Genomic DNA, 19498 nt, shown 5'->3' on the forward strand with positions numbered 1-19498 from the left:
GCAGGAGATGACGATGCTCTTCAATCTGAAACGCGAGACCGGCGAAGCGCCGCCGCCGTCCGCCTGCCGTCCCTTTGCGCGCGAGGATGTCGACCCGGGCCAATGGCAAGGAGCCGTGCGTGAGCTCGTCGAGGGGAAGGCGGATTTCTTCAGCCTCTGGAGCGACGGGGCGCAGGTCTATCTGGCGCTCGCCGACCGCGAGACTTATGCGCTGCGCATTCTCGCCCTCGCCTGTCCCGATCGGCGTTTTCCCTCTGTCGCCGGGCTGCATCCCCCGGCGCTGAGGCTGGAGCGCACGATCTGCGACCTCTACGGGCTGGACGCGGAGGGCCTGCCGGACAAGCGGCCCTGGCTCGATCACGGCCGCTGGGGCCTGCGCCATCCCTGCGGCGACGCTGAGCCGCTCGCGACTGCGAGCGAACCTTACGCGTTTTTGCCGGCGGAGGGCGCGCCGCTGCATCAAATCCCGGTCGGGCCCGTTCACGCCGGCATTATCGAGCCGGGCCATTTCCGCTTCTCGGCCAACGGCGAGGTGGTCGTAAGGCTCGAGCAGCGGCTGGGGTTCGTCCACAAGGGAATAGACAGTCTGATGGCCGGCGCGCCGATCGAGCGCGCCGCGAAGATCGCCGCCCGCGTCTCGGGCGACAGCACCGTCGCATACAGTCTCGCCTTCGCGCGGGCCGTGGAGGCGGCATTGGGCGTCGAGGCGCCGCCGCGCGCCGTCTGGCTGCGCGCGTTGATGGCCGAGCTCGAGCGGCTCGCCAATCATTTCGGCGACATTGGCGCGATCTGCAATGACGCCGCCTTCTCGCTCATGCTCGCCCAGTGCGGCCTCGTCCGCGAGCGGCTGCTGAGAAGCGCCGCCGCCTGTTTCGGCCACCGGCTGATGATGGACCGGATCGCGCCCGGCGGGGTCGTCGCGGATCTCGCGGAGGACGGCGTCGCCGCGCTGCGCGCCCTCATGGAATGGATCGCGGCGATGACGCCGCGCCTCATCAGCCTTTATGGCGACACCACCTCCCTGCAGGACCGCACCGTCGCGACGGGCGTTCTGAGCGAGGCGCTCGCGCGCCAATATGCCTGCGGCGGCTTCATCGGCCGCGCCTCGGGGCGGGCCTTCGACGCGCGCCGCGCGATCGGCTACGCGCCTTATGAGGAGCTGTCCTTCGATCTCGGGGCCTCGACCGACGGCGACGTCGACGCCCGCGTCTGGGTGCGGTTCGACGAGGTTCATGCATCGATCCAGATCGTCGAGCAGATTCTCGATCGTCTGCCGCATGGGCCGATAAGGGGGGAAATCGCCGCGCCGGCGGCAAGTTGCGAGGGGGCGGCTCTCGTCGAAGGTTTCCGTGGCGATATTTTTGTCTGGCTGCGGCTCGACACGGAAGGACGCGTGGAGCGCGCGCATCTTCGAGATCCGTCCTGGCTCCAGTGGCCGCTGCTCGAAGCCGCGATCAGGGGCAATATCGTCGCGGATTTCCCCCTGTGCAACAAATCCTTCAACTGCTCCTACTCGGGGCACGACCTCTAGGAGGGGGCGGATGCGTAAGTTTCTTTTCCAGGGCCTCTTCCGCGGCGCCCTGACGGAGCCGCCGCCCTTGCCTGACGACGCCATGCTGGCGGAGCTCGGACGGGCTCTCGAAAAAAACGCGCGTGAAAAACTCGGGCGGAGCCTGTCGATTCGAGAGGTGGACGCCGGCTCCTGCAACGGCTGCGAACTGGAAATCCACGCGCTGAGCAACGCCTATTATGATCTGGAGCGTTTTGGCCTGCGCTTCGTCGCCTCGCCACGCCATGCGGACGTCCTCATGGTGACGGGACCGGTGACGAAAAACATGCGTGAGGCGCTGGAGCGGACTTACAACGCCGCGCCCGCCCCCAAATGGGTGGTGGCGGTCGGGGATTGCGCGTGCAACGGAGGCGTCTTCGCCGAAAGCTACGCCTGCGTGGGCGCCGTATCGAAGGTCGTGCCCGTGGATTTGCATATTCCAGGCTGTCCGCCCGATCCGGTTCAACTGCTGAAGGGATTGATCGCTCTGCTCGGCGCCGCGTAAAGAGCCTCCAAAGCAGCGCGCCTCCACAGCGGATCACGTGGCGGCGGCCCGGGGGCGCGACTGGCGCATTTTCCGCTCGGACCACAGCAAGAGCGTTCTCCTGATTGCGGTTTTTCAATCGGTTCGGGGAACAGGACGGTCAGTGGCGCCGTCATACTTCCGAAACAATCCCCGAGCACGGTCCAGTTTACGTCAAGCAACGCCCGCCTGCCCAGTTGACGGCCACCGTCAAAACACGCCTATGTGCAAGGGGCCGTCGAATTCGGGAAAACTCGCTTCTTCATGACGCTCGTATATAAGCTTCGGCAGCTGCCGCCGTACAAGAGGTTTATGGCGGCCGCGGCAGCCGCCTTGGTTCTGGCCGGCGCGCTCTGGGTTGCAAGATCCGGGAGCGATAATGCGGCCTCTCCGCATGCGGGCGGCAAGGCTGGCGGCGAGGGCGCCCAGATCGTCAGGAGCCAGGGAAAGATCTTCATTCCCGAAGGCTCCCCATATCGCGCCCGCATCGCCGTCGCGCCGGTCCAGCAGAAAAGCATCAGCCGCAGCAAACTGGTGACAGGAACCGTCGAGGCCGACCCGACCCGGACGGTCAAAATCCTGGCTCCGGTGGCCGGGCGCGTCGCCGCCCTGGATGTCGCACTCGGCGATACGGTGAAAAAGGGCCAAAGACTCGCGACCATCGACTCGGGCGATCTGGCGCAAGCCGTCGCCGACGCCGAGAAGGCGCGCGCGACGGTCAAGCTCACCAAGAGCGCCCTGGAGAGGGCGGTCGGGCTCAACAAGGCGGGCGGGTTGGCGCTGAAGGAGCTGGAGCAGGCGCAAAACGACTTCCATCAGGCGTCATCCGAGCTGAAGCGCGCCGAAGCGCGCCTCGAAGTGATTGGCGACAGCGGCACTGTATCTGGACAGCGTCAAATCGTTCTGACCTCGCCGATCGACGGGACGATCACTTCCCTCGACACCGCGCCGGGCGATTTCATCGACAACGCCACCGAGTCGATGATGACTATTTCCAACCTGGAGAAGGTCTGGGTGACCGCGAGCGTCCAGGAAAAGGATCTTTCCTTCGTCCAGAAGGACGAGCGCGTCGAGGTGTCGCTGCTCGCCTATCCCGGCGAGGTGTTCACCGGCCGCGTGCAGGTCATCAGCCAGTTGCTCGAAGCCGATACGCGCCGCAACAAGGTGCGCATCTCCTTCGACAACCCCTATGGGCTTTTCAAGCTGAACATGTTCGCAACGGTGCGTTTTTTCGCGCCGGCCGCCCAGAGCATTCTGGTCCCCCGCTCGGCCCTCTTCATCGTCAACGACACGACGAGCGTCTTTATCGAGGTTGCGCCCTGGACCTTCCAGAGACGACCCGTGATCATCGAATCCGACTACGAAGGCTCGACGATCATCCGTGGCCTGGAGCCGGGACAACGCATTGTGGTGCGCGGCGGAGTCTTGCTCAATGATTGAGCGCGCCGTTGAATTCTGCCTCCAGAGACGCCTCATCGTCATCCTGGCGACGATCCTCGTCTTCATCTACGGCCTCTATTCCTGGACCCAGCTGAAGCTCGAAGCCTATCCGGACGTGGGCGACGTGACGGTGATCGTCACGACGCAAGCCAGGGGACTCGCCGCGGAGGAAGTCGAGCAGCAGATCACCGTGCCGCTCGAGCGCGCGCTCGCGAGCACGCCCGGACTCGTCACGATCCGCTCCACCAGCACTTTCGCGCTTTCGCTGATCACGATGGTGTTCAAGGACGGGGTCGAAGATTACTGGGCGCGTCAGCGCGTTCTCGAGCGCGTCAGCCAGGTGCCCCTGCCGTCGAGCTTCCAGCCGGTTCTCGGCCCCTTGACCAGCCCCGTCGGCGAAATCCTGCGCTATGCCGTCGAATCCGACGAAAAGAGCCTCGCGGAGCTTTCCGAGATTCAGCGCTGGATCATCGTTCCCGCGCTCAATCAGGTACCTGGCGTCGCGAGCGTGGCGAATTTCGGCGGATTGACCCGGCAGTTCCAGCTCGAAGTCGACCCGCTGGCGCTCCAGCGTTACGGCCTGGGCCTTTCCGACATCTCCAACGCCATCACCAGCAACAGCGCGAGCTCTGGCGGCAGTCGCATCACGCGCGGGGAACAGTCTTATGTGATCCGCAGCATCGGGCTCGTGCGCGATCTCGAGGACCTGGGCAACATCGTCGTGACCGAAAACAAGGGCACGCCGGTCCTCACCCGCGATCTGGGGACGCCGCGGATGAGCAGCCAGGAGCGGGAGGGCGTTCTCGGCAAGGACCGTAGTTCGGACGCGATCCAGGGCACGATCCAGATGCTCAAGGGCGAAAACGCCCAGCAGGTTCTCAAGGCCGTGCACGAGCGGCTCGAGCAGCTCCAGGCCGAGCTCGCGCCGCAGGGCGTGCGAATTGTCCCCTACCTCGACCGCAACGAGCTCGTCGACGCGACCGTCGAGAAGGTCGGCCATACGGTGGGGGAGGGCGTGGCGCTCGTCTTCATCGTGCTCATGCTCTTTCTTGGCAGTGCGCGCAGCGCCCTCGTGGTTTCGGTGACGATCCCCATCGCGCTGAGCGTCACGTTCATCTTGATGAATCTGACGAGGCTGCCAGCCAATCTGCTGTCGCTCGGGTCGATCGACTTCGGCGTCATCGTCGACGGCGCCATCGTCGTCACGGAAGCGATTTTGCGCGTGCGCGAGCTCAATCCCACGCGGCCGCTGGAGACGGATGCGGTCCAGTTCGTCGTACGGCAGGTGGTCAATCCCATTTTCTTCGCCACGATCATCATCATCACGGCCTATCTGCCGCTTCTGGGCCTCGAACGCGTGGAGGCGAAACTCTTTTCTCCCGTCGCCTATACGATTTCCTACGCCCTGTTCGGCGCGCTCCTGTGCTCGCTGCTGGTCGTGCCCGGCCTCGCCTATATCGCCTTTAACAAGCCCTCGAAGGTTTTCCATAATGTCGTGCTCGAGCGGCTCCAGGCGAGATATGGGGAGCTGCTCGCCGCCTGCGTCGACAAGCCGAAGATCGTTTATGCCGCAGCCGGCGCGGCCTTCCTGGGCGTCATTGTCGCGGGCGCGACGATCGGGCGGGAGTTCCTGCCCAATCTCGACGAAGGCTCGCTCTGGCTTCAGGTGCAGTTGCCGAGCGGCATTTCCATCGGCAAGGCGCAGGAGATGGCGCGCGATCTCAGAAACGCCGTCCTCGAATTCCCCGAAGTCTCGTTCGTCGTCACCCAGATTGGCCGCAATGACGATCGCACCGACCCCTGGACCACGAGCCATATCGAGGCTCCGGTGGGGCTGAAGCCTTATCATGAATGGCCGTCGGGCGAGACCAAGGCGGAGTTCGTGCGTCGATTGAGCGAGCGGCTGAGGCAATTGCCGGGCGTCGACGCTGGCGTCAGCCAGCCCATCATCGACAATGTCAACGAACTCGTCAGCGGCGCGCACAGCGCCCTGGTCGTCAAGGTCTTCGGAGAGGACCTCAGGGAGATGCGGCGGATCGCCAGCGAAATCGTCGCAACGCTCCGAGAGACGCCCGGCACGACCCAGACCTCGATCGTCCAGGAGCCGCCCATCCCGCAGATCGCCTTTCACATCGATCGCACCACGGCGGCCCGCTACGGCATCAATGTCGCGGATGTCGCCAACCTCATCCAGACGGGCGTCGGCGGGAGCCCGATCGGCCAAATCTACGTCAACGATCGCAGCTACGATGTGACGGTGCGCTTCCCGCCCGAGGCGCGCAACAGCCCCGAGGCGCTCGGCAATCTGCTGGTCAACGCCACCTCCGGCGCCCAGATTCCGCTTTCGCAGATCGCGAAGATCTCCCTGCAGAACGGCGAGAGCGCGATCTCCCATGAAAAGACCAAGCGCGCGCTGACCGTCCGCGTCGATTACGACAACCGAGACCTCTCTTCCTATCTTGCGGATGCGCAGGCGCGCATTGCGAAGAACGTGCAGTTCGATCCCGCGCTCTACAAACTCGTCTGGGGCGGCAAGTTCGAGAACCAGCAGCGGGCGCAGGCGCGGTTGCGGGTCATCGTCGGCGCCGTTCTGGCGCTGATGCTCGTCATCCTCTACATCGGCTTCGGAAAGATGCGCCATGCGCTTCTGATCCTGGCGGTCGTGCCGCTTGCGACCTTCGGCGGGCTTGTCTCGCTGCATATCAGGACCGACAGCCTCAATGTGGCGACGGGCGTGGGGTTCCTCGCGCTTTTCGGCGTGGCGGTCCAGAACGGCATCATCATGGTCGCCAATCTCAACCGGACGACCGCCGTACGCGTCGCTTCCGCGCGGTCGCGCTGGGTTGCGACTGGTATCGGCCGAGACGCCATGCGACGTGAGTTCGTTGCGGCGATCAGGACCGGCGTCATGGAAGGGGCGGCGGAACGCTTCAGGCCTGTGCTGATGACCTCCACGGTGGCGACCGTCGGCATGTTGCCGGCGGCGATGGCGACGGGCGTCGGCAGCGACGTTCAGCGCAGCCTCGCGACGGTCATCGTCGGCGGCCTCATCGTCGCCACCCTGCTGACGCTCTTCATCCTGCCGAGCTTCTATTTCGTGACCGAATGCTTCATGCGGACGCGGGGAGAGAAATTCCTCCAGCGAGAAGGGGCGGCCCAGCGATGAGGCCGGGGCTGTTCAAACGCATGTGGCAAGGGTTTCGCCGGAGCTTGCGCGCCGGCCTGATGGCAATGGGCGCGGGATCTCTTTCGGCCTGTTTTCCGGTCGGCCCGGATTTTTCGCCCCCGCCGACGCCGGCGGCGAACCATTTCACGCCCGAGCCCGCGGTTTCCCCCGGCGACGGGCAACGCTTCGAGGAAGGCAAGGACATCCCGGCCGAGTGGTGGCGGCTCTTCAAATCCCCCGCGCTCGACGCGCTGGTGCGCGAGGCGCTGCAAAACAGTCCCAATCTGCAATCCGCCGAGGCCGCCGTTCGCGTCGCCTATTACACCGCCGAGGCGCAGAAAGGCGGCTTTTTCCCCCAGCTGCTGTTCAACTCCAACGACAGCACCAACCTTCAGTCCAACAACCGTTCTCTTTCGAGCATCAATCAGGTCATCTTCAACCAGCTTTACCCGAGTCCGGCCAATATTCTCTACAACGTGCAGTCGGTGAACACGCAAAATCCGCCGACGGCGAATTATGCGCTGCTGCTCAAGCAATTCACCGTCAGCTACACGCCGGATGTATGGGGGCAGAACCTGCGCGCCGTCGAGTCGCTCGTCGCGCAGACGGAGGCGCAGCGCTGGCAACTCGAGGCCGCCCAGCTCGCGCTCACGAGCAATGTCGTCGTCGCAGCCATTCAGGAAGCTTCGATCCGCGGGCAGATCGAGGCGACAAAAACGATCATCACCATTCTTCGAGAGTCGCTCGACATTCTCAACCGGCAATATTCTTTCGGTTCAATCGCAAAGGCGGACGTCATCGCCCAGGAAGCCGCGCTCGCCCAGGCCGAGCAGACGCTTCCGCCGCTCGAGAAGGAGCTTGCGATACAGCGTGATCTTCTCACTGCGCTCGCCGGGCGCTTTTCCTTCGAGGGGCCGGGAGAGATTTTCGAACTGTCGCATTTCACCTTGCCCTCCAGCGTTCCAGTCAGCCTGCCCTCGCGGCTCGTCGCGCAACGTCCCGACATCAGGGCCGCTGAGGCTAATCTTCATTCGGCCAGCGCCAACGTCGGCGTGACCATCGCCAGCCGACTGCCGAATCTCAACCTGTCGGGCAACCTTGGGGCCAGCGCGTTCAAGGTGACGGAGCTCTTCACGCCTGGCACGGGCCTCTATGTGGCGGCGGCCAATATCACGCAGCCGATCTTTGATGGCATGACGCTTCTGAACAAGCAGAAGGCCGCCGAGGCCCAGCTCCAGCAAGCGGATGCGAAATATCGCGCGACGGTGATCAACGCCTTCCAGAACGTCGCCGATGCGCTGCGCTCGCTGCAAGCGGACGCCAGGGCGGTCATCACGGCGCGCAAGGCCGAGGACGCGGCCAAGCGCAACCTCGACATCGTGCGCATGCAGCTCAAATACGGGCAGGTCTCGCAGATTGCGGTTCTTTACGCGCAGCGCACCTTTCTTCTGGCGTCGTTGTCGCGCGTCCAGGCCGACGCCACGCGACTCTCTGACACGGCCGGGCTGTTCATGGCGCTTGGCGGCGGCTGGTGGAGCCGGGAGTCGCAATAGGGGCCTGCGCCCGGTAATTTCTGCTCCATGTCTCGAAGGTGGCCGACCGTCACAATTTGCGGACACAAGCCCCGGAACCGCGCTATAGCGGGGAGACAGCTCTTAATTTGGCGCGATTTGAGATGACGACCCGCACCTCCATCCTGCTCGTCGAGGACGACTCGGAAATCAACCAGCTGATTACGCAGTATCTCGAAAAGCACGACATGGACGTCGTCGCCGTCTCCAACAGCGAGGCGATGGATCAGGCGCTTGCCAGCCGGGCTTTCGACCTGCTGCTGCTCGATCTCAACCTTCCCGGCGAGGACGGGTTTTCCATCTGCCGGCGCGTCAGGGCCCAGCAGTCGCTTCCGATCATCATCGTCACCGCCAAGGCGGAGGACCTCGACAAGATTCTCGGGCTCGAGATGGGGGCGGACGACTATGTCGTGAAGCCTTTCAACTCGCGCGAGCTTTTGGCGCGCATCCGCGCCGTTCTGAGGCGCGCGGAGGCGCAAAGCCGCGTCGGCGCGAGCCTGCCGCGCCAGACATATCATTTCGGGGGATGGCGCATGGAGCTTCTTTCCCGTGAGGTTGTTTCCCCGAGGGGCATAAAGGTCGCGATGACAGGGGCGGAGTTCGACCTTCTCCATGCGCTGTGCGAGAACCCCAACCGTGTCCTGACGAGAGACCAACTGATCAATCTCACCCATGGCCCCACATCTGGCCCCTTTGAAAGAAGCGTCGACGTACTGATCAGCCGCCTTCGACAGAAGCTCGAGAAAGACCCCAAGAATCCGGCGATCATCCTTACCGTGAGATCGGAGGGTTACATGTTCGCCGCGTCGGTGACGCGCTCATGAAATCGGCAGGCATGGTCGCCCGCCTCGGGCCCGATCGTCTCGCCGGACAAATTACCCTTCTCATTCTCGGCGCGATCGTGACGTTTCAGACGATCGTGCTCGTCGCCTTTCACCTCCTTGATGTCGAGGGACGCCGGCATATCGTCGACCAGACCGATTTCGTCGCCAGCATCATCCTTGCTGTCGACGCCGCGCCAATGGAGGAGCGGCAGCATCTCCTCTCCGAATTCGCGCATGCCGTTCCTTTCGCCAACATCCATATCGAGGGCGAGCGCCCGCAGGCCGTTGCGCTCGACAACTGGGAATTCGCGAACGAAATTCGCGCAATCCACTCCGACTTGTGGGAGAAGGCGGAAGTTTTCGCCGCCTCTGCGCCGGATGGCCGCAATTCTGGCGTCCTCGCGGTTGGATTGCGTAAGGGCGGCTACGCTCTCATTTCAATCTACCAGCACCGCAAGCCTCCCCGGTCTGTGTGGCGATGGTTCTGGCAACCCGAACCCGGAACGCCCTTCTTCCTCACGCCCTGGGCGCTGTCCGCGATCCTGTTTTTCCTCTGCACGACAATTCTCGTCGTATGGGCGTCGGACGGCATCGTCGCGCCGCTCGTCAAGCTTGCGAAGCACGCGGAACAATTTCCCGACCGCGGCGAGGGCGACGAACTGCTGGCCGAGCGAGGCCCTACGGAGGTGCGCGAGCTCACCCGCTCCATAAACAGAATGCAGGACCGAATCCGCACCATGATCGCGGCCCGCAGCCAGGTGCTCGCGGCTGTCAGTCATGATCTGAAAACGATCATCACGCGGCTGAACCTGCGAACGGAACTCGTGTCCGAACCCCATCTGCGCGACAAGATGCTGCATGATATTTCGTTGATGGACGCCATGCTTCGAAAGAATCTCGAACATTTGCGCGCCGAAAGCGACCGCGCGGATTATTCTCTGATCGACATCGACAGCGTTTTGCAAACGGTTGCGGATCAGTTCGTCGACCTCGGCTACAGGGTGCGCTATCGCGGTGGCGACAGATATATGATTCTCGGATCGCTTACGGAGATGCAGCGCGTTTTCAATAATCTCGTCGAAAACGCTATCCACCACGCGGGCGCCGTCGAGATCGAAGCGCGTCAGACAGGCGGCGATCGTCTGCAGATTGACGTGATCGACAATGGCCCCGGCATCCCGGATGATCAAAAAGCGACGATTTTCGAGCCATTCGTGCGCGGCGAGCCAGGCAGGACGATCAGCAATCACAGCGGCTTCGGGCTCGGCCTCTCGATCGTTCGCTCGCTTGTCGAGCATCACGGCGGCGCGGTCGCGCTGCTCGACCACAAGCCCCATGGGTTGATCGTCCGCGTCGTGCTTCCGCTGCAAAACGGCGTCGTTGCGTCGAGCTGATGGCGCTTGTCAGGGTTTTTGACAGAGCAGGTCGCCGGCCTGCAAATGGCGTTTGAGTCCGCGCGTCGAATATGTCTCCGAGAAACCGGCCTCTCTCGCGTCGTGGATCTTTATGCGCGGCGCATCCAGTATGGATTGCGCGATCTGAGGCGAAATTGCCGCCCGTGACGTGGAGGCGCCTGCGAGCGTCGCGAGATCGTCGTCATTGTTCGAGAAAGACGCCTGGAACGATTTGGGAGGCGCGTCGATTCGAACGGCGCCAGAAAACGCCCCCGAGCCGCTTCTGATGCTTATAAGTTCGCTTTGCCGGCCTGCGCAGCCCAGCCGAGACAGATCAGCTCTTCGGGGATATCCTTGCACACAAGCAGTCGAACGCCGAGCTTGCGATAATCCGGCGGCGCTTTGGTCCAGACTTCGGCCGCATGCCCGCATCCGAGAGAAAGAAGGCAACCGAGGGCGGCCGCGCCTGCGACTGAATTCGATCGACTCATCAACCGCTCCCTGTTCAAATTCACCACTTGTGTTTGCGAGCGAGCCTGCCAACGGGGCTCAGTCTGATTGGTCACATCAAATGCGCGTCGCCTGCCTTTTATCAGGAGCCGCAGGATCTATCTTGCGATCAGACGCTAAAATGGCCGCTTCGGCCCCGACGCCCCAACTCATTCAATCAGAGCCTATCAACAAACCAGGTATTGAGCTTCCCCCGATTTTTGAGTTCGACGAGTCCGCAACCTATGTACCTGAACCGGGCGCCGAGCTTGTCTCGCATCTCTTGCGAAATGTGCACCTTTCCCGACGTTCCAGTCTGCTCCAGCCGCGCGGCGACGTTAACGGTATCGCCCCAAATATCGTAGAACGGCTTGTTGACGCCGATCACGCCAGCCAGGACGTCTCCGCTGTGGATGCCCACGCGGACGTCCACCACGCATCCAATTTCTTCGCGCAAAGCCGGGATCAGGCCCACGATGTCCAGTCCAGCCAGTACGGCGCGATCGGCGTGATCGAATTGGGGATGCGGCAGGCCCGCAACGGCCAGATAGCCATCGCCAATCGTTTTGATTTTTTCGAGTCCGTGTCTCTTGATGACGCCGTCAAACGCCTTGAATATCCGGTCGAGGATGGCGACAACGTCGCTTGCGGATTTATCCCGGGCGAAAGCCGTGAAGCCGACAATATCGATAAACAACACGGATGCGACGTGGTGATCGGCGATTACCTCATTATCTTTCATACGGGCGGCAATTGAATCAGGGAGCATGTTCCGCAACAGCCTCTCTGATCGCTCCCGTTCCTTTTTCAACTCGGCGGTCCGCTGCTCCACCTGCCGCTCGAGGTCGTGCAACAGCTCGTCACGGGTAAGAAACGCCAGAATCTCGCTTACCGTTCCAATATCGCGCTCATTCAAAGGCGCCGGCAAAATCAGCCGACGGATCAAGCCAGCAGACGCGTCAATTTGCAGAGAAATCTCCTTGTTGTTCTCCTCTAGTAGAACGACAAGCTCCAGTGGCGCTCTGGCGCGAAGGTCACGTGAAAGCAAAGAGATTGCATGACCGGCGGCAACTTGCCTGATACCCGCCGCGACTAACGCAGCTCGCAGCTTTTCTCTGGCGAAGGGCACGGCCTCGGAAGAGGATATCGAAAGTCGTCCGATCTCGATCATCGCACGGGTTCTCGCCAACGCAACGCTAGAACGCTGGCGTCATCATTGTGGGAGCCGAACTTTTCAACGAGGGAGCGCGCGACATGAACTGCGCTTCCAACAGGAATATGGGTGGGAGAAGACAGGCCGTCGGTATGCATCAGGAACCAAACATCTCGCTTCAACTCCGTCCGGATTATTTTCGGACGACGCATGCGTAATCCTACAACGCCGACCCGCATCTCCAGAGGCCGCAGCGCCAAGCTTGCCTGAACATTTCCTATGCCACAAAAGGACAGTTCACCATTGCGCAACCTTGCAATGGATATCGCCGCGCCGGAAGTCCCCCTCAGAGTTTGGTCGAGACGTTCTAATAGAGCGTCCGGCTCGCCGTCGGGGTTGTCGTAGACAAAAGCGCGCGCCCTCTCGGCAATATGATATGCGCTCAGGCCATGCCCGGCGCCGTCAATCAACGCCGCCAGGGCGCCATCGCGGGCCGGAATCACGATGCCGGAGTCGCCGCCTCGCGGAGCGCCGGGATATGAACGGACATGCACAGCCCAATCCAGTTCCAAGGTCAGCTCCATTTCACGATTCGAATACGGGTTCCCTGGCCCGGTTGGCTTTCGATGCTGAAATCGTCAACAAGTCGTTTCGTTCCAGGCAGACCCAAGCCGAGAGTCCCGCCGGTCGAGACATTTTCTTTCATCGCTTCTTCCAGATCCCGTATGCCGGGACCCCTGTCTTCGACGATCGCCTCTATGCCGGGGCGCTTTATCTGCAGAACCGGCCGCAAGCTGAGGAGGCCGGACTCTGCGTATTTGACGACATTGGTCACAAGCTCGCTGACCGCCGTCGCGAGCGCGGCCGTAGCATTCGCCGACATGCCGATCTGTTGCGCCATCTCCCGTGTCGCCAGGATCGCGAGTGCAATGTCCTTCGAGGCAAGGATACGGATCCTGCGGCCCTGGTTCACCGGAAACGCTCCATCGCGCTCTCCACGGACAGGGCTGTATCTGCCCAGCATGTTTCGAGATCCATCATCGTCAATCCTGCTGCCGCACCGGGCCTGATCCCCGCCAGAACGACGGACACTCCCATCAGCTTCACGCCGACACCCACACGCCTGATCATCTCGAAATCATGGTCATCGAGAAGTTCAACAGCTGAAAGATCAAGTACCAGTCCGGAAATCTGATGGAGGTGGACATACGCCAGGACGGATTTGCGAAGTTCGGAAAAAAATGCGTCATGGACCGGGTCGGGGAAAGGAACGATCATTACCCCTTCGACAAGCTGCAGAACGATGCGCGTATCACTTTCCGGCAATTTTCTGCTCCACGCCCGCGCGGTCGAAGGCAATGCGAAGAGCGTCTTGCAGATTACCCGTCGTCTTCATGTCGCCGACTTCGATGCCGAGTTCCACGATGGTTTGAGCCACTGACGGCGACAGCCCCGATACGATTGTGTAGCTTCCCATCAATCGGGCCGCCTTCGTCATTCGGATGAAATGATTGGCCACAGCCGTGTCCACGACGGCGACGCCCGAAATATCCAGGATGAAGACCTGCGCCCTTTTTTCCGCAATCTGCTCGAGCATGCGTTGCATGATGTCCTGAGCGCGTCGGCTATCCACGATGCCGACGACCGGCAACATCAATATGCCGTCCCATATCGCCGTAATTGGCGTGCTCATATCCGTGAGCGCGCGGCTTTGCTGCGAAATGATCTCAGCGGTCATCTGCGCATAAATATCGACGACCAAAGCCCCTTCCATTTGGCCAACGCGCCAGAACGATTCGACGCTTTTCGAGAGTTCTTCCTTATCGAGCCCTGTCGCGTAAATTCTATCGCTCCACAACTGTAGAGCCTTATTCATCACTGAAAGATAATGCCGCGGCTTGATCTGGAGTTGGGCATGAACCTCGCCAATCCTCACGCGGCTTTTCACATAGTCCTCATCCCACTCGGCGTCCAGGAACTCCAACCAGGCCCTTCTCGAATGAGCCTGAGCACGATGGAGCGAAGGCTCGTCAGGAAAATGCACCTCAAATTCATGCCCAAGGGCTGCGCGCATATAATCGTAGAGTTCGCCGAGGAAGCTGTCGATCAGGGGAGACAGATAGGGAGACAAGGCGCGCACGCGCTCAAAATCAACGTCGGTAACCTCGTACAGTTTGCGAAACTCCTGGAAAATCATGGCTGTTCGATCTCCGTTCGAGGACGTCCGTCAGCGCCCTGGCTCAATGCCAAGTTGTTGCTTAAGGCAAGGTAACGATCAAGAGGCCATCGCGAGAAAAAGGCGTACGCCGGCGGCGTCCGGGCTTGACCTTGGCAGCCGCCCGTCGAATCAGCATCCACTCGACAATGCGGTGACGAGGGGTTGGCGAACATCTGTGTAAACGCTTGAACTCACTCGTTCATTTTAGCTTGCTCGAAATTCAGCTTACCTGTGGACCTGCGCACGTTGGGAGCCAATCAGGATCGTGCGGGCAGAGCTGCCCTTGGTCAGTTCGGGCGCGAGCTGGATTTCGGCTCGGATCGTTCCGTCCGGGGCAAGCACATCGCCTATCTCCACGTCTCGGAACAAGCATGTTTTCTGGCGTTCAGGATAGCAACCGAAGAGATTGCGGGAGTGAGCGCCGTGATTTCAGTGGCTTATGCGCCAACATCACGAAATGCTGATCCCGTGATATTGCGCAAGACCGGGACGTTTAGGTTGAGCTGATTGCCCGAATCTGTGGTAATCCTAGCCGTTAGCTCGGCAGATCAAGCCGAAATGGGGAGGATAAATGAAGAAGCGCCTTTCACTCATGGCTATGTCCCTCGGCCTATCGATGATGACGACAGCAGCCCTTTCACAAGGAACGTCGGTGCAAACCTGTTCTGCAGCGTATGACGTATGCTTTAATGCATGTTCCCAGCAGTTTCCTGGGGGCACTGATGCATCCGCAAAATGCATCGACAAATGCGCAATGTCTCGTGCGAAATGCGACCGAAATGGTTGTTTTAAAAGCGATTCGGTCAACATCTGCGGCCTCGCCAAAGAGTAGTGTCTCTCGCGAAACCTGAATCCAAAGCAGAACCTATCGAAAGGGAGTGCCTCTGATGCGTCTTTTTGTTTCTTCTCTAGCCTTTTGTGCCCTTGCGGGGAGCGCTCTGGCTGCGACCGGGCTCGATACCTATGTGGACAAGAATGGCTTTATCGATGTGCAGGCTCTGACTTGTGCTCAGCTCGCGGACACGTATCAAGAAGATGCGAACGCTTTGGCGAACTGGTATTCCGGTTGGTATAATGGCCTCGCGAAGAAGCATTACTACCACCTGACCCGCGTCGCGGGCGAGGAGCATCAGCTCATCGTCTACTGTAAGGCGCATCGAAATGAGAAGATTATCCATGCTCTTGATCACGTCTTCAAGGAAGAGCATGAAGGCGGACCTCGCTGAGGCCTAACTTTTTTCCTCCGCGACCTTAAATGAAAGCCCGGACCACTGTCCGGGCTGAGATCGCTGACAAACCCCCGTCATTTTGGCGGGGGTTTTGTTTTTGTCGGCGCGGGGCGTCGGCGGGCGATTTTTTGGGGGGAGAATTGGGCGTTTGGTTTCAGGCGGGTTTCGGCTCGGCCCCGTTGGCCAGCAGGAGGGCGATCTTCTTCATATTTTGGGTGGCGGCGGCGAGGAGGCATTGCCATCGCACCCGCAAGAGGCCCCGAACTTCGCATAGCGGTGGCCGAAGAGTTGCTTGGCGTCGGCGAAAGAGCGCTCCACTGAGCAGCAAATAAATAGCTGCATGAGAATCTCCGAAATTATCTCCCCTGCCGACCAACAGAAGATCGCGAATTTTGATCGGACAGCCAAGCAGGCCAAATATGCGGTAAAGCGAGAACACTACCGACAGGCTACCAATCGCTACAACGAACGGATGAAGACCCGAACGCCGGGTTCGAAGCTCCCGAAGAGACCCCAGCCGCCGAAGCCACCACAGTGAGTGCGTCGACGCTTCGCCGATGTGACTGTGTGTCGCATCACAGTCCTAAGCCGCTGTTTTTGCGATGAACACCTCGAAAAGGTTCGATAGTCTACCCTCAACGGTAATTTACTTTGTTAGTGGTGCAAAATAGACTCAAGGCGTTGCGCAATCTCACGCGAGAGATTGGGTAAACTCAAAGGAAGAAAAAATGGCAATCTCCAATGCGCCGTCAAAAACGAAGCCTCTCATCATCGCGCTCGGCGTCATCGCCGCTATCATTTTCGTGATTGTTGGCGCTCCGCATTTTGTTCGGTCGCTCAGCGGCTGATTGGGGAAAAGTCAGTCTAAGCCTATCAGGCTGACCTTAATCCAGTGGGGTCGCTCATGCGGCCCCGTTTTCTCATTCACTGCGGTTGGAGAGTTTTCGGATCGATAGATCAGGAGCTTTTGTTGATCCGTAGGCAGCTTGATTCTGGAGTGCGAAGGCCGCATAGGCTGTTTGATGCGAGATTAGTTTGCATTAGGGGATCATTCGGCCCAAGAGGAATTCTGATGGCATTCTTTGCAATCCACGCGAGCAGAGGGCTTTAAAAGATCGTGAGAAAAGTCGCATCGCGTTGTGGTAAAGGCGACTGCGCTCGTGATCCTCATGACAAGCCATGCAGTCCTTCTCGATCAAACGATGATGGAAGGGCGTTGAGGTTTTCCTATTTTGAAGTGCCCCAATAGTTGTCACGAGCCCATCAGATTGAATGGAGTGACATTCTTTGCATTTCGCTGAAGAGGGCATGGGCGTTGGACAGCTGGCCGGGTGCGATCCATAAAGCGGGATAACGGCAGGCGCTGACGAGCGCGGCGATAAGTATACCTGACAAAAAGATAGTCGGTTTATTCAACGCCATTTCCCAAAAAAAGCTCAAATCGCAAATGCCTCAGTTGTCAGCGCATGAGCAAACCGCTAATTTTTGAGATATCCTACCGCTAGTGTATCGAAATAGAGCTGTTCCACATCTGCGAGCGTGGCACCCTGTGCAAGACGCGCGGACTTGTCTATATCTAGGTGCTTGCGAGCTTGGCGCAGCAGAAGCACGCTCACAAGCCCGGAAGCGACAGTTGCGAGCATCGCGGTCAGCGCTAGACAAGGCAGAAGGGCATTCATGTGGATGCCAGCGTGAACAATTACCAAGACGCCGCTAATCCAGGAAATTGACTGGTGGAGGCGCAAGAAGGTAGCGGGATTGCCCGTATGGACAATGCGATGCTTTCTCGCGGATTACGGCAAGAGGGACAGCAAGATTGCGACAAGACCGACGGTCCCCAGATATCGGCCAATGCTGACATACCCCCAGAGATGCAACAGGTAATCAAGTCCGATAGCCAAGCCGACCATCAAAAGAAACCAGAGCAGAAACCCAAAAATGCTTCTCTGAATGACCGTCATGCCAAGCTGCCTTTGTCTATTCTCCCGGTTCTGAGCGAGCCTATCACGATGCTTAAGAACACGATGCTTAAGAAAACCTGTTGGTGATTTACGACATCGTTAAAGCTACAGTATTTCGGAATCGTCGCTACGAGCCGGCGTCATGTCGACCGCGCCGACAGGCGCCAGATCGTTCGGCTCCTTAACAAGCTTCAAGTCGTCTCGCGGAGCGTTGGGAGGTTGCAGACGTCGGGTCTTCGGCGTCTTCTGGCCCGACACTCTCTAGGCGTTTTCTGTTCAATGCCGACCAGAACATTGGTCTGCCCATAGTGCCGTTCAATCATGGCGACGGACGTGCCCATGCTCTTCTTCAGCCAATAGACATTGGTGCCGTTCTGAAGCCTGAAGGGCGCGTAGGTGTGGCTAAGGCTATAGAGGGTGTGGCGGTTCCCGTTGGTGTCGTGTTCAATGCCAGCGGCTCGGAGCATGGTGTAGAAGCCGGTCCAGTTCTCGATGGGCTCTCCGTCCTCATGACAGAACACAAGGTCATCAGGATCGGTCTTGTAGTCGCGCTTTTTGAGAATTTCGAAATACCGTTCAACGCCGGGCTGGCAGACCACAAGGCGCTCCCCGGTCTTATCTTTGGCCGTTCACGTGACCCACGTTCCGTGATCGTTGCTGTAGATGGACGCTTCTAAGAACCAAGCCAAATCGGCGGTTTCTGATTCTCTGGCCTTCAGAGGATCGGAGGGGGATCAATGCGTGAGCAGCCGGGCTTTTTCGACGTAGAGGATCGGTTGAAAAGGCTGAGTGGGCTCGGGGATCACCTGGAAGCTTTCGCTGCGGCTGTGGACTTCGAGATGTTTCGCGGTGATCTGGTCTCGGCGCTCGGCTATTCCGACGGGGTGCAAGGCGGAAGGCCGCCCTTCGATCCGGTGCTGATGTTCAAGATCCTTGTGATCCAGGCGATGGACAACCTCACCGACGAGCGTGCCGAGTTTCTCATCAACGACCGCATGTCCTTCATGCGCTTCCTCGGCCTGTCGCTCGCCGACCGGGTTCCTGACGCACGCACCATCTGGCTGTTTCGTGAGAAGTTAACCAAAGCGGGCGCGATTGAGGGGCTATTCGCCCGCTTTGACACAGCTTTGCGGGTCTCAGGCTACATCGCCATGTCAGGGCAGATTGCGACGCGACGCTTGTCGCCGCGCCCAAGCAGCGCAACAGCGAGGACGAGAAGAAGGCAATCAAGGAGGGCCGCATTCCGGAGGGTTGGGCCGAAAACCCAGCGAAACTGCGGCAGAAGGACCGCGACGCACGCTGGACTGTGAAGTTCAGCAAGGCGAAGGAGCGGCTCGATGGGACGAAGCCGCCAGTCGACATAGCTATCCCGACCTTTGGCTATCAGAACCATATTGCGATCGACAAAGGCTTCGGCTTCATCCGCAAATGGACGGCCACGGACGCCGCCGCCTACGAGGGGGCGCGGTTACGCGAGGGTCTGCTAGGCAAGACCAATACGGCGGCGTCTGTCTGGGCGGACACGGCCTATCGCTCCACCGGCAATGAAGCGTTCATGGCCAAGAATGGCCTCGTCAGCCGCATCCATCGCAAGAAGCCGAAGAGCCGAGCGATGCCCGACGCCGTCCGTCGCGCCAACGCCCTCCAATGGGTCGTTCGCTCGCGCGTCGAGCACGTCTTCGCGGAGCAGAAGAACAGGATGAGGCACTCATCCGAACGATCGGCATCGCCCGCGCCAAGGTGAAAACCGGCATGGCGAACCTCGTCTATAACTTCAAGCGGCTCGTCTTCTAGGGAAGAATCGCCGCCGCCTGACGCTCCGCAGAGGCAGAGTGCGGCGCTGGCCGCGCCCAATCGGACCAATCTCAAGCCGTTCATGCCCCCCAGTTGCCAAGTCGCCGGCTCGCACCGTGTTGATTGCAGCGTCCAATTGCAGGACGCAAGCGCACGACGGTGGGCGAGCCTGTGCCGATACGGATGA

Annotated in this window: 16 protein-coding genes and 2 pseudogenes; 10 read left to right on the forward strand and 8 right to left on the reverse strand. The window is 60.3% G+C overall.

Going from position 1 to position 19498, the window contains the following annotated elements:
- The first annotated feature begins 13 nt into the window (after positions 1–13).
- The 7 genes from WOC76_RS04650 (at position 14) to WOC76_RS04680 (ending at position 10467) form a co-directional block, all read left to right on the forward strand.
- Entirely contained in the window at positions 14–1531 is a 1518-nt protein-coding gene (locus WOC76_RS04650) for a hydrogenase large subunit (protein WP_445928457.1), read from the forward strand.
- A 10-nt stretch (positions 1532–1541) separates the two neighbouring features.
- A complete protein-coding gene (locus WOC76_RS04655; RefSeq protein ID WP_341387517.1) occupies positions 1542–2054 on the forward strand; it encodes an NADH-quinone oxidoreductase subunit B family protein in 513 nt (170 codons plus the stop codon).
- Positions 2055–2384: 330 nt separating this feature from the next.
- The gene (locus tag WOC76_RS04660) at positions 2385–3512 is read left to right on the forward strand and encodes an efflux RND transporter periplasmic adaptor subunit (protein WP_341108622.1); all 1128 of its coding nucleotides are present in this window, start codon (positions 2385–2387) and stop codon (positions 3510–3512) included.
- Positions 3505–6678, forward strand: coding sequence for an efflux RND transporter permease subunit (locus WOC76_RS04665; protein ID WP_341387518.1), 3174 nt, complete (start codon positions 3505–3507; stop codon positions 6676–6678). Before WOC76_RS04660 ends, WOC76_RS04665 begins: the two co-directional genes overlap by 8 nt.
- Entirely contained in the window at positions 6675–8231 is a 1557-nt protein-coding gene (locus WOC76_RS04670; protein WP_341387519.1) for an efflux transporter outer membrane subunit, read from the forward strand. Before WOC76_RS04665 ends, WOC76_RS04670 begins: the two co-directional genes overlap by 4 nt.
- 122 nt (positions 8232–8353) lie before the next feature.
- Positions 8354–9073, forward strand: coding sequence for a response regulator (locus WOC76_RS04675; RefSeq protein WP_341108618.1), 720 nt, complete (start codon positions 8354–8356; stop codon positions 9071–9073).
- Complete coding sequence (locus tag WOC76_RS04680; RefSeq protein ID WP_341108617.1) at positions 9070–10467, forward strand: ATP-binding protein; 1398 nt, start codon at positions 9070–9072, stop codon at positions 10465–10467. The genes WOC76_RS04675 and WOC76_RS04680 overlap by 4 nt, the downstream gene beginning before the upstream one ends.
- Before the next feature lie 290 nt (positions 10468–10757).
- On the opposite strand, the gene WOC76_RS04685 is transcribed toward WOC76_RS04680, so the two are convergent.
- The 6 genes from WOC76_RS04685 to WOC76_RS04710 all read right to left on the reverse strand — a co-directional run bounded on the left by WOC76_RS04685 (position 10758) and on the right by WOC76_RS04710 (position 14306).
- Entirely contained in the window at positions 10758–10958 is a 201-nt protein-coding gene (locus WOC76_RS04685) for a hypothetical protein (protein WP_341431300.1), read from the reverse strand.
- A 176-nt stretch (positions 10959–11134) separates the two neighbouring features.
- Entirely contained in the window at positions 11135–12127 is a 993-nt protein-coding gene (locus WOC76_RS04690; protein WP_341387521.1) for an adenylate/guanylate cyclase domain-containing protein, read from the reverse strand.
- Positions 12124–12693, reverse strand: coding sequence for a hypothetical protein (locus tag WOC76_RS04695; protein WP_341108615.1), 570 nt, complete (start codon positions 12691–12693; stop codon positions 12124–12126). Before WOC76_RS04695 ends, WOC76_RS04690 begins: the two co-directional genes overlap by 4 nt.
- Positions 12684–13082, reverse strand: a complete 399-nt coding sequence (locus tag WOC76_RS04700) for an ATP-binding protein (protein WP_341108614.1) — start codon at positions 13080–13082, stop codon at positions 12684–12686. The genes WOC76_RS04695 and WOC76_RS04700 overlap by 10 nt, the downstream gene beginning before the upstream one ends.
- Complete coding sequence (locus tag WOC76_RS04705) at positions 13079–13435, reverse strand: STAS domain-containing protein (RefSeq protein ID WP_341431301.1); 357 nt, start codon at positions 13433–13435, stop codon at positions 13079–13081. The genes WOC76_RS04700 and WOC76_RS04705 overlap by 4 nt, the downstream gene beginning before the upstream one ends.
- The gene (locus tag WOC76_RS04710) at positions 13422–14306 is read right to left on the reverse strand and encodes a protoglobin domain-containing protein (protein ID WP_341387523.1); all 885 of its coding nucleotides are present in this window, start codon (positions 14304–14306) and stop codon (positions 13422–13424) included. The genes WOC76_RS04705 and WOC76_RS04710 overlap by 14 nt, the downstream gene beginning before the upstream one ends.
- Before the next feature lie 908 nt (positions 14307–15214).
- On the opposite strand from WOC76_RS04710, the gene WOC76_RS04715 reads away from it, so the two are divergent.
- The gene (locus tag WOC76_RS04715) at positions 15215–15553 is read left to right on the forward strand and encodes an HdeA/HdeB family chaperone (protein WP_341108612.1); all 339 of its coding nucleotides are present in this window, start codon (positions 15215–15217) and stop codon (positions 15551–15553) included.
- Between the two features lie 157 nt (positions 15554–15710).
- Here the strand turns inward: WOC76_RS04715 and WOC76_RS04720 are convergent.
- Positions 15711–15877: pseudogene (locus WOC76_RS04720) on the reverse strand (transposase); the annotation flags it as partial.
- Between the two features lie 1412 nt (positions 15878–17289).
- On the opposite strand from WOC76_RS04720, the gene WOC76_RS04725 reads away from it, so the two are divergent.
- Positions 17290–17604 (forward strand): hypothetical protein, encoded by a 315-nt coding sequence (locus tag WOC76_RS04725; protein WP_341108611.1) that lies wholly within the window; start codon positions 17290–17292, stop codon positions 17602–17604.
- Between the two features lie 104 nt (positions 17605–17708).
- On the opposite strand, the gene WOC76_RS04730 is transcribed toward WOC76_RS04725, so the two are convergent.
- Positions 17709–18116: a hypothetical protein gene (locus WOC76_RS04730; protein ID WP_341108610.1), complete on the reverse strand. Its 408-nt coding sequence runs from the start codon at positions 18114–18116 to the stop codon at positions 17709–17711.
- A gap of 138 nt (positions 18117–18254) precedes the next feature.
- Between WOC76_RS04730 and WOC76_RS04735 the strand changes: the two are divergent.
- Positions 18255–19311: pseudogene (locus WOC76_RS04735) on the forward strand (transposase).
- Positions 19312–19498 lie beyond the last annotated feature (187 nt).

The organism is Methylocystis sp. IM3 (assembly GCF_038070105.1).
In the GTDB taxonomy this organism is placed as follows: Bacteria; Pseudomonadota; Alphaproteobacteria; order Rhizobiales; family Beijerinckiaceae; genus Methylocystis.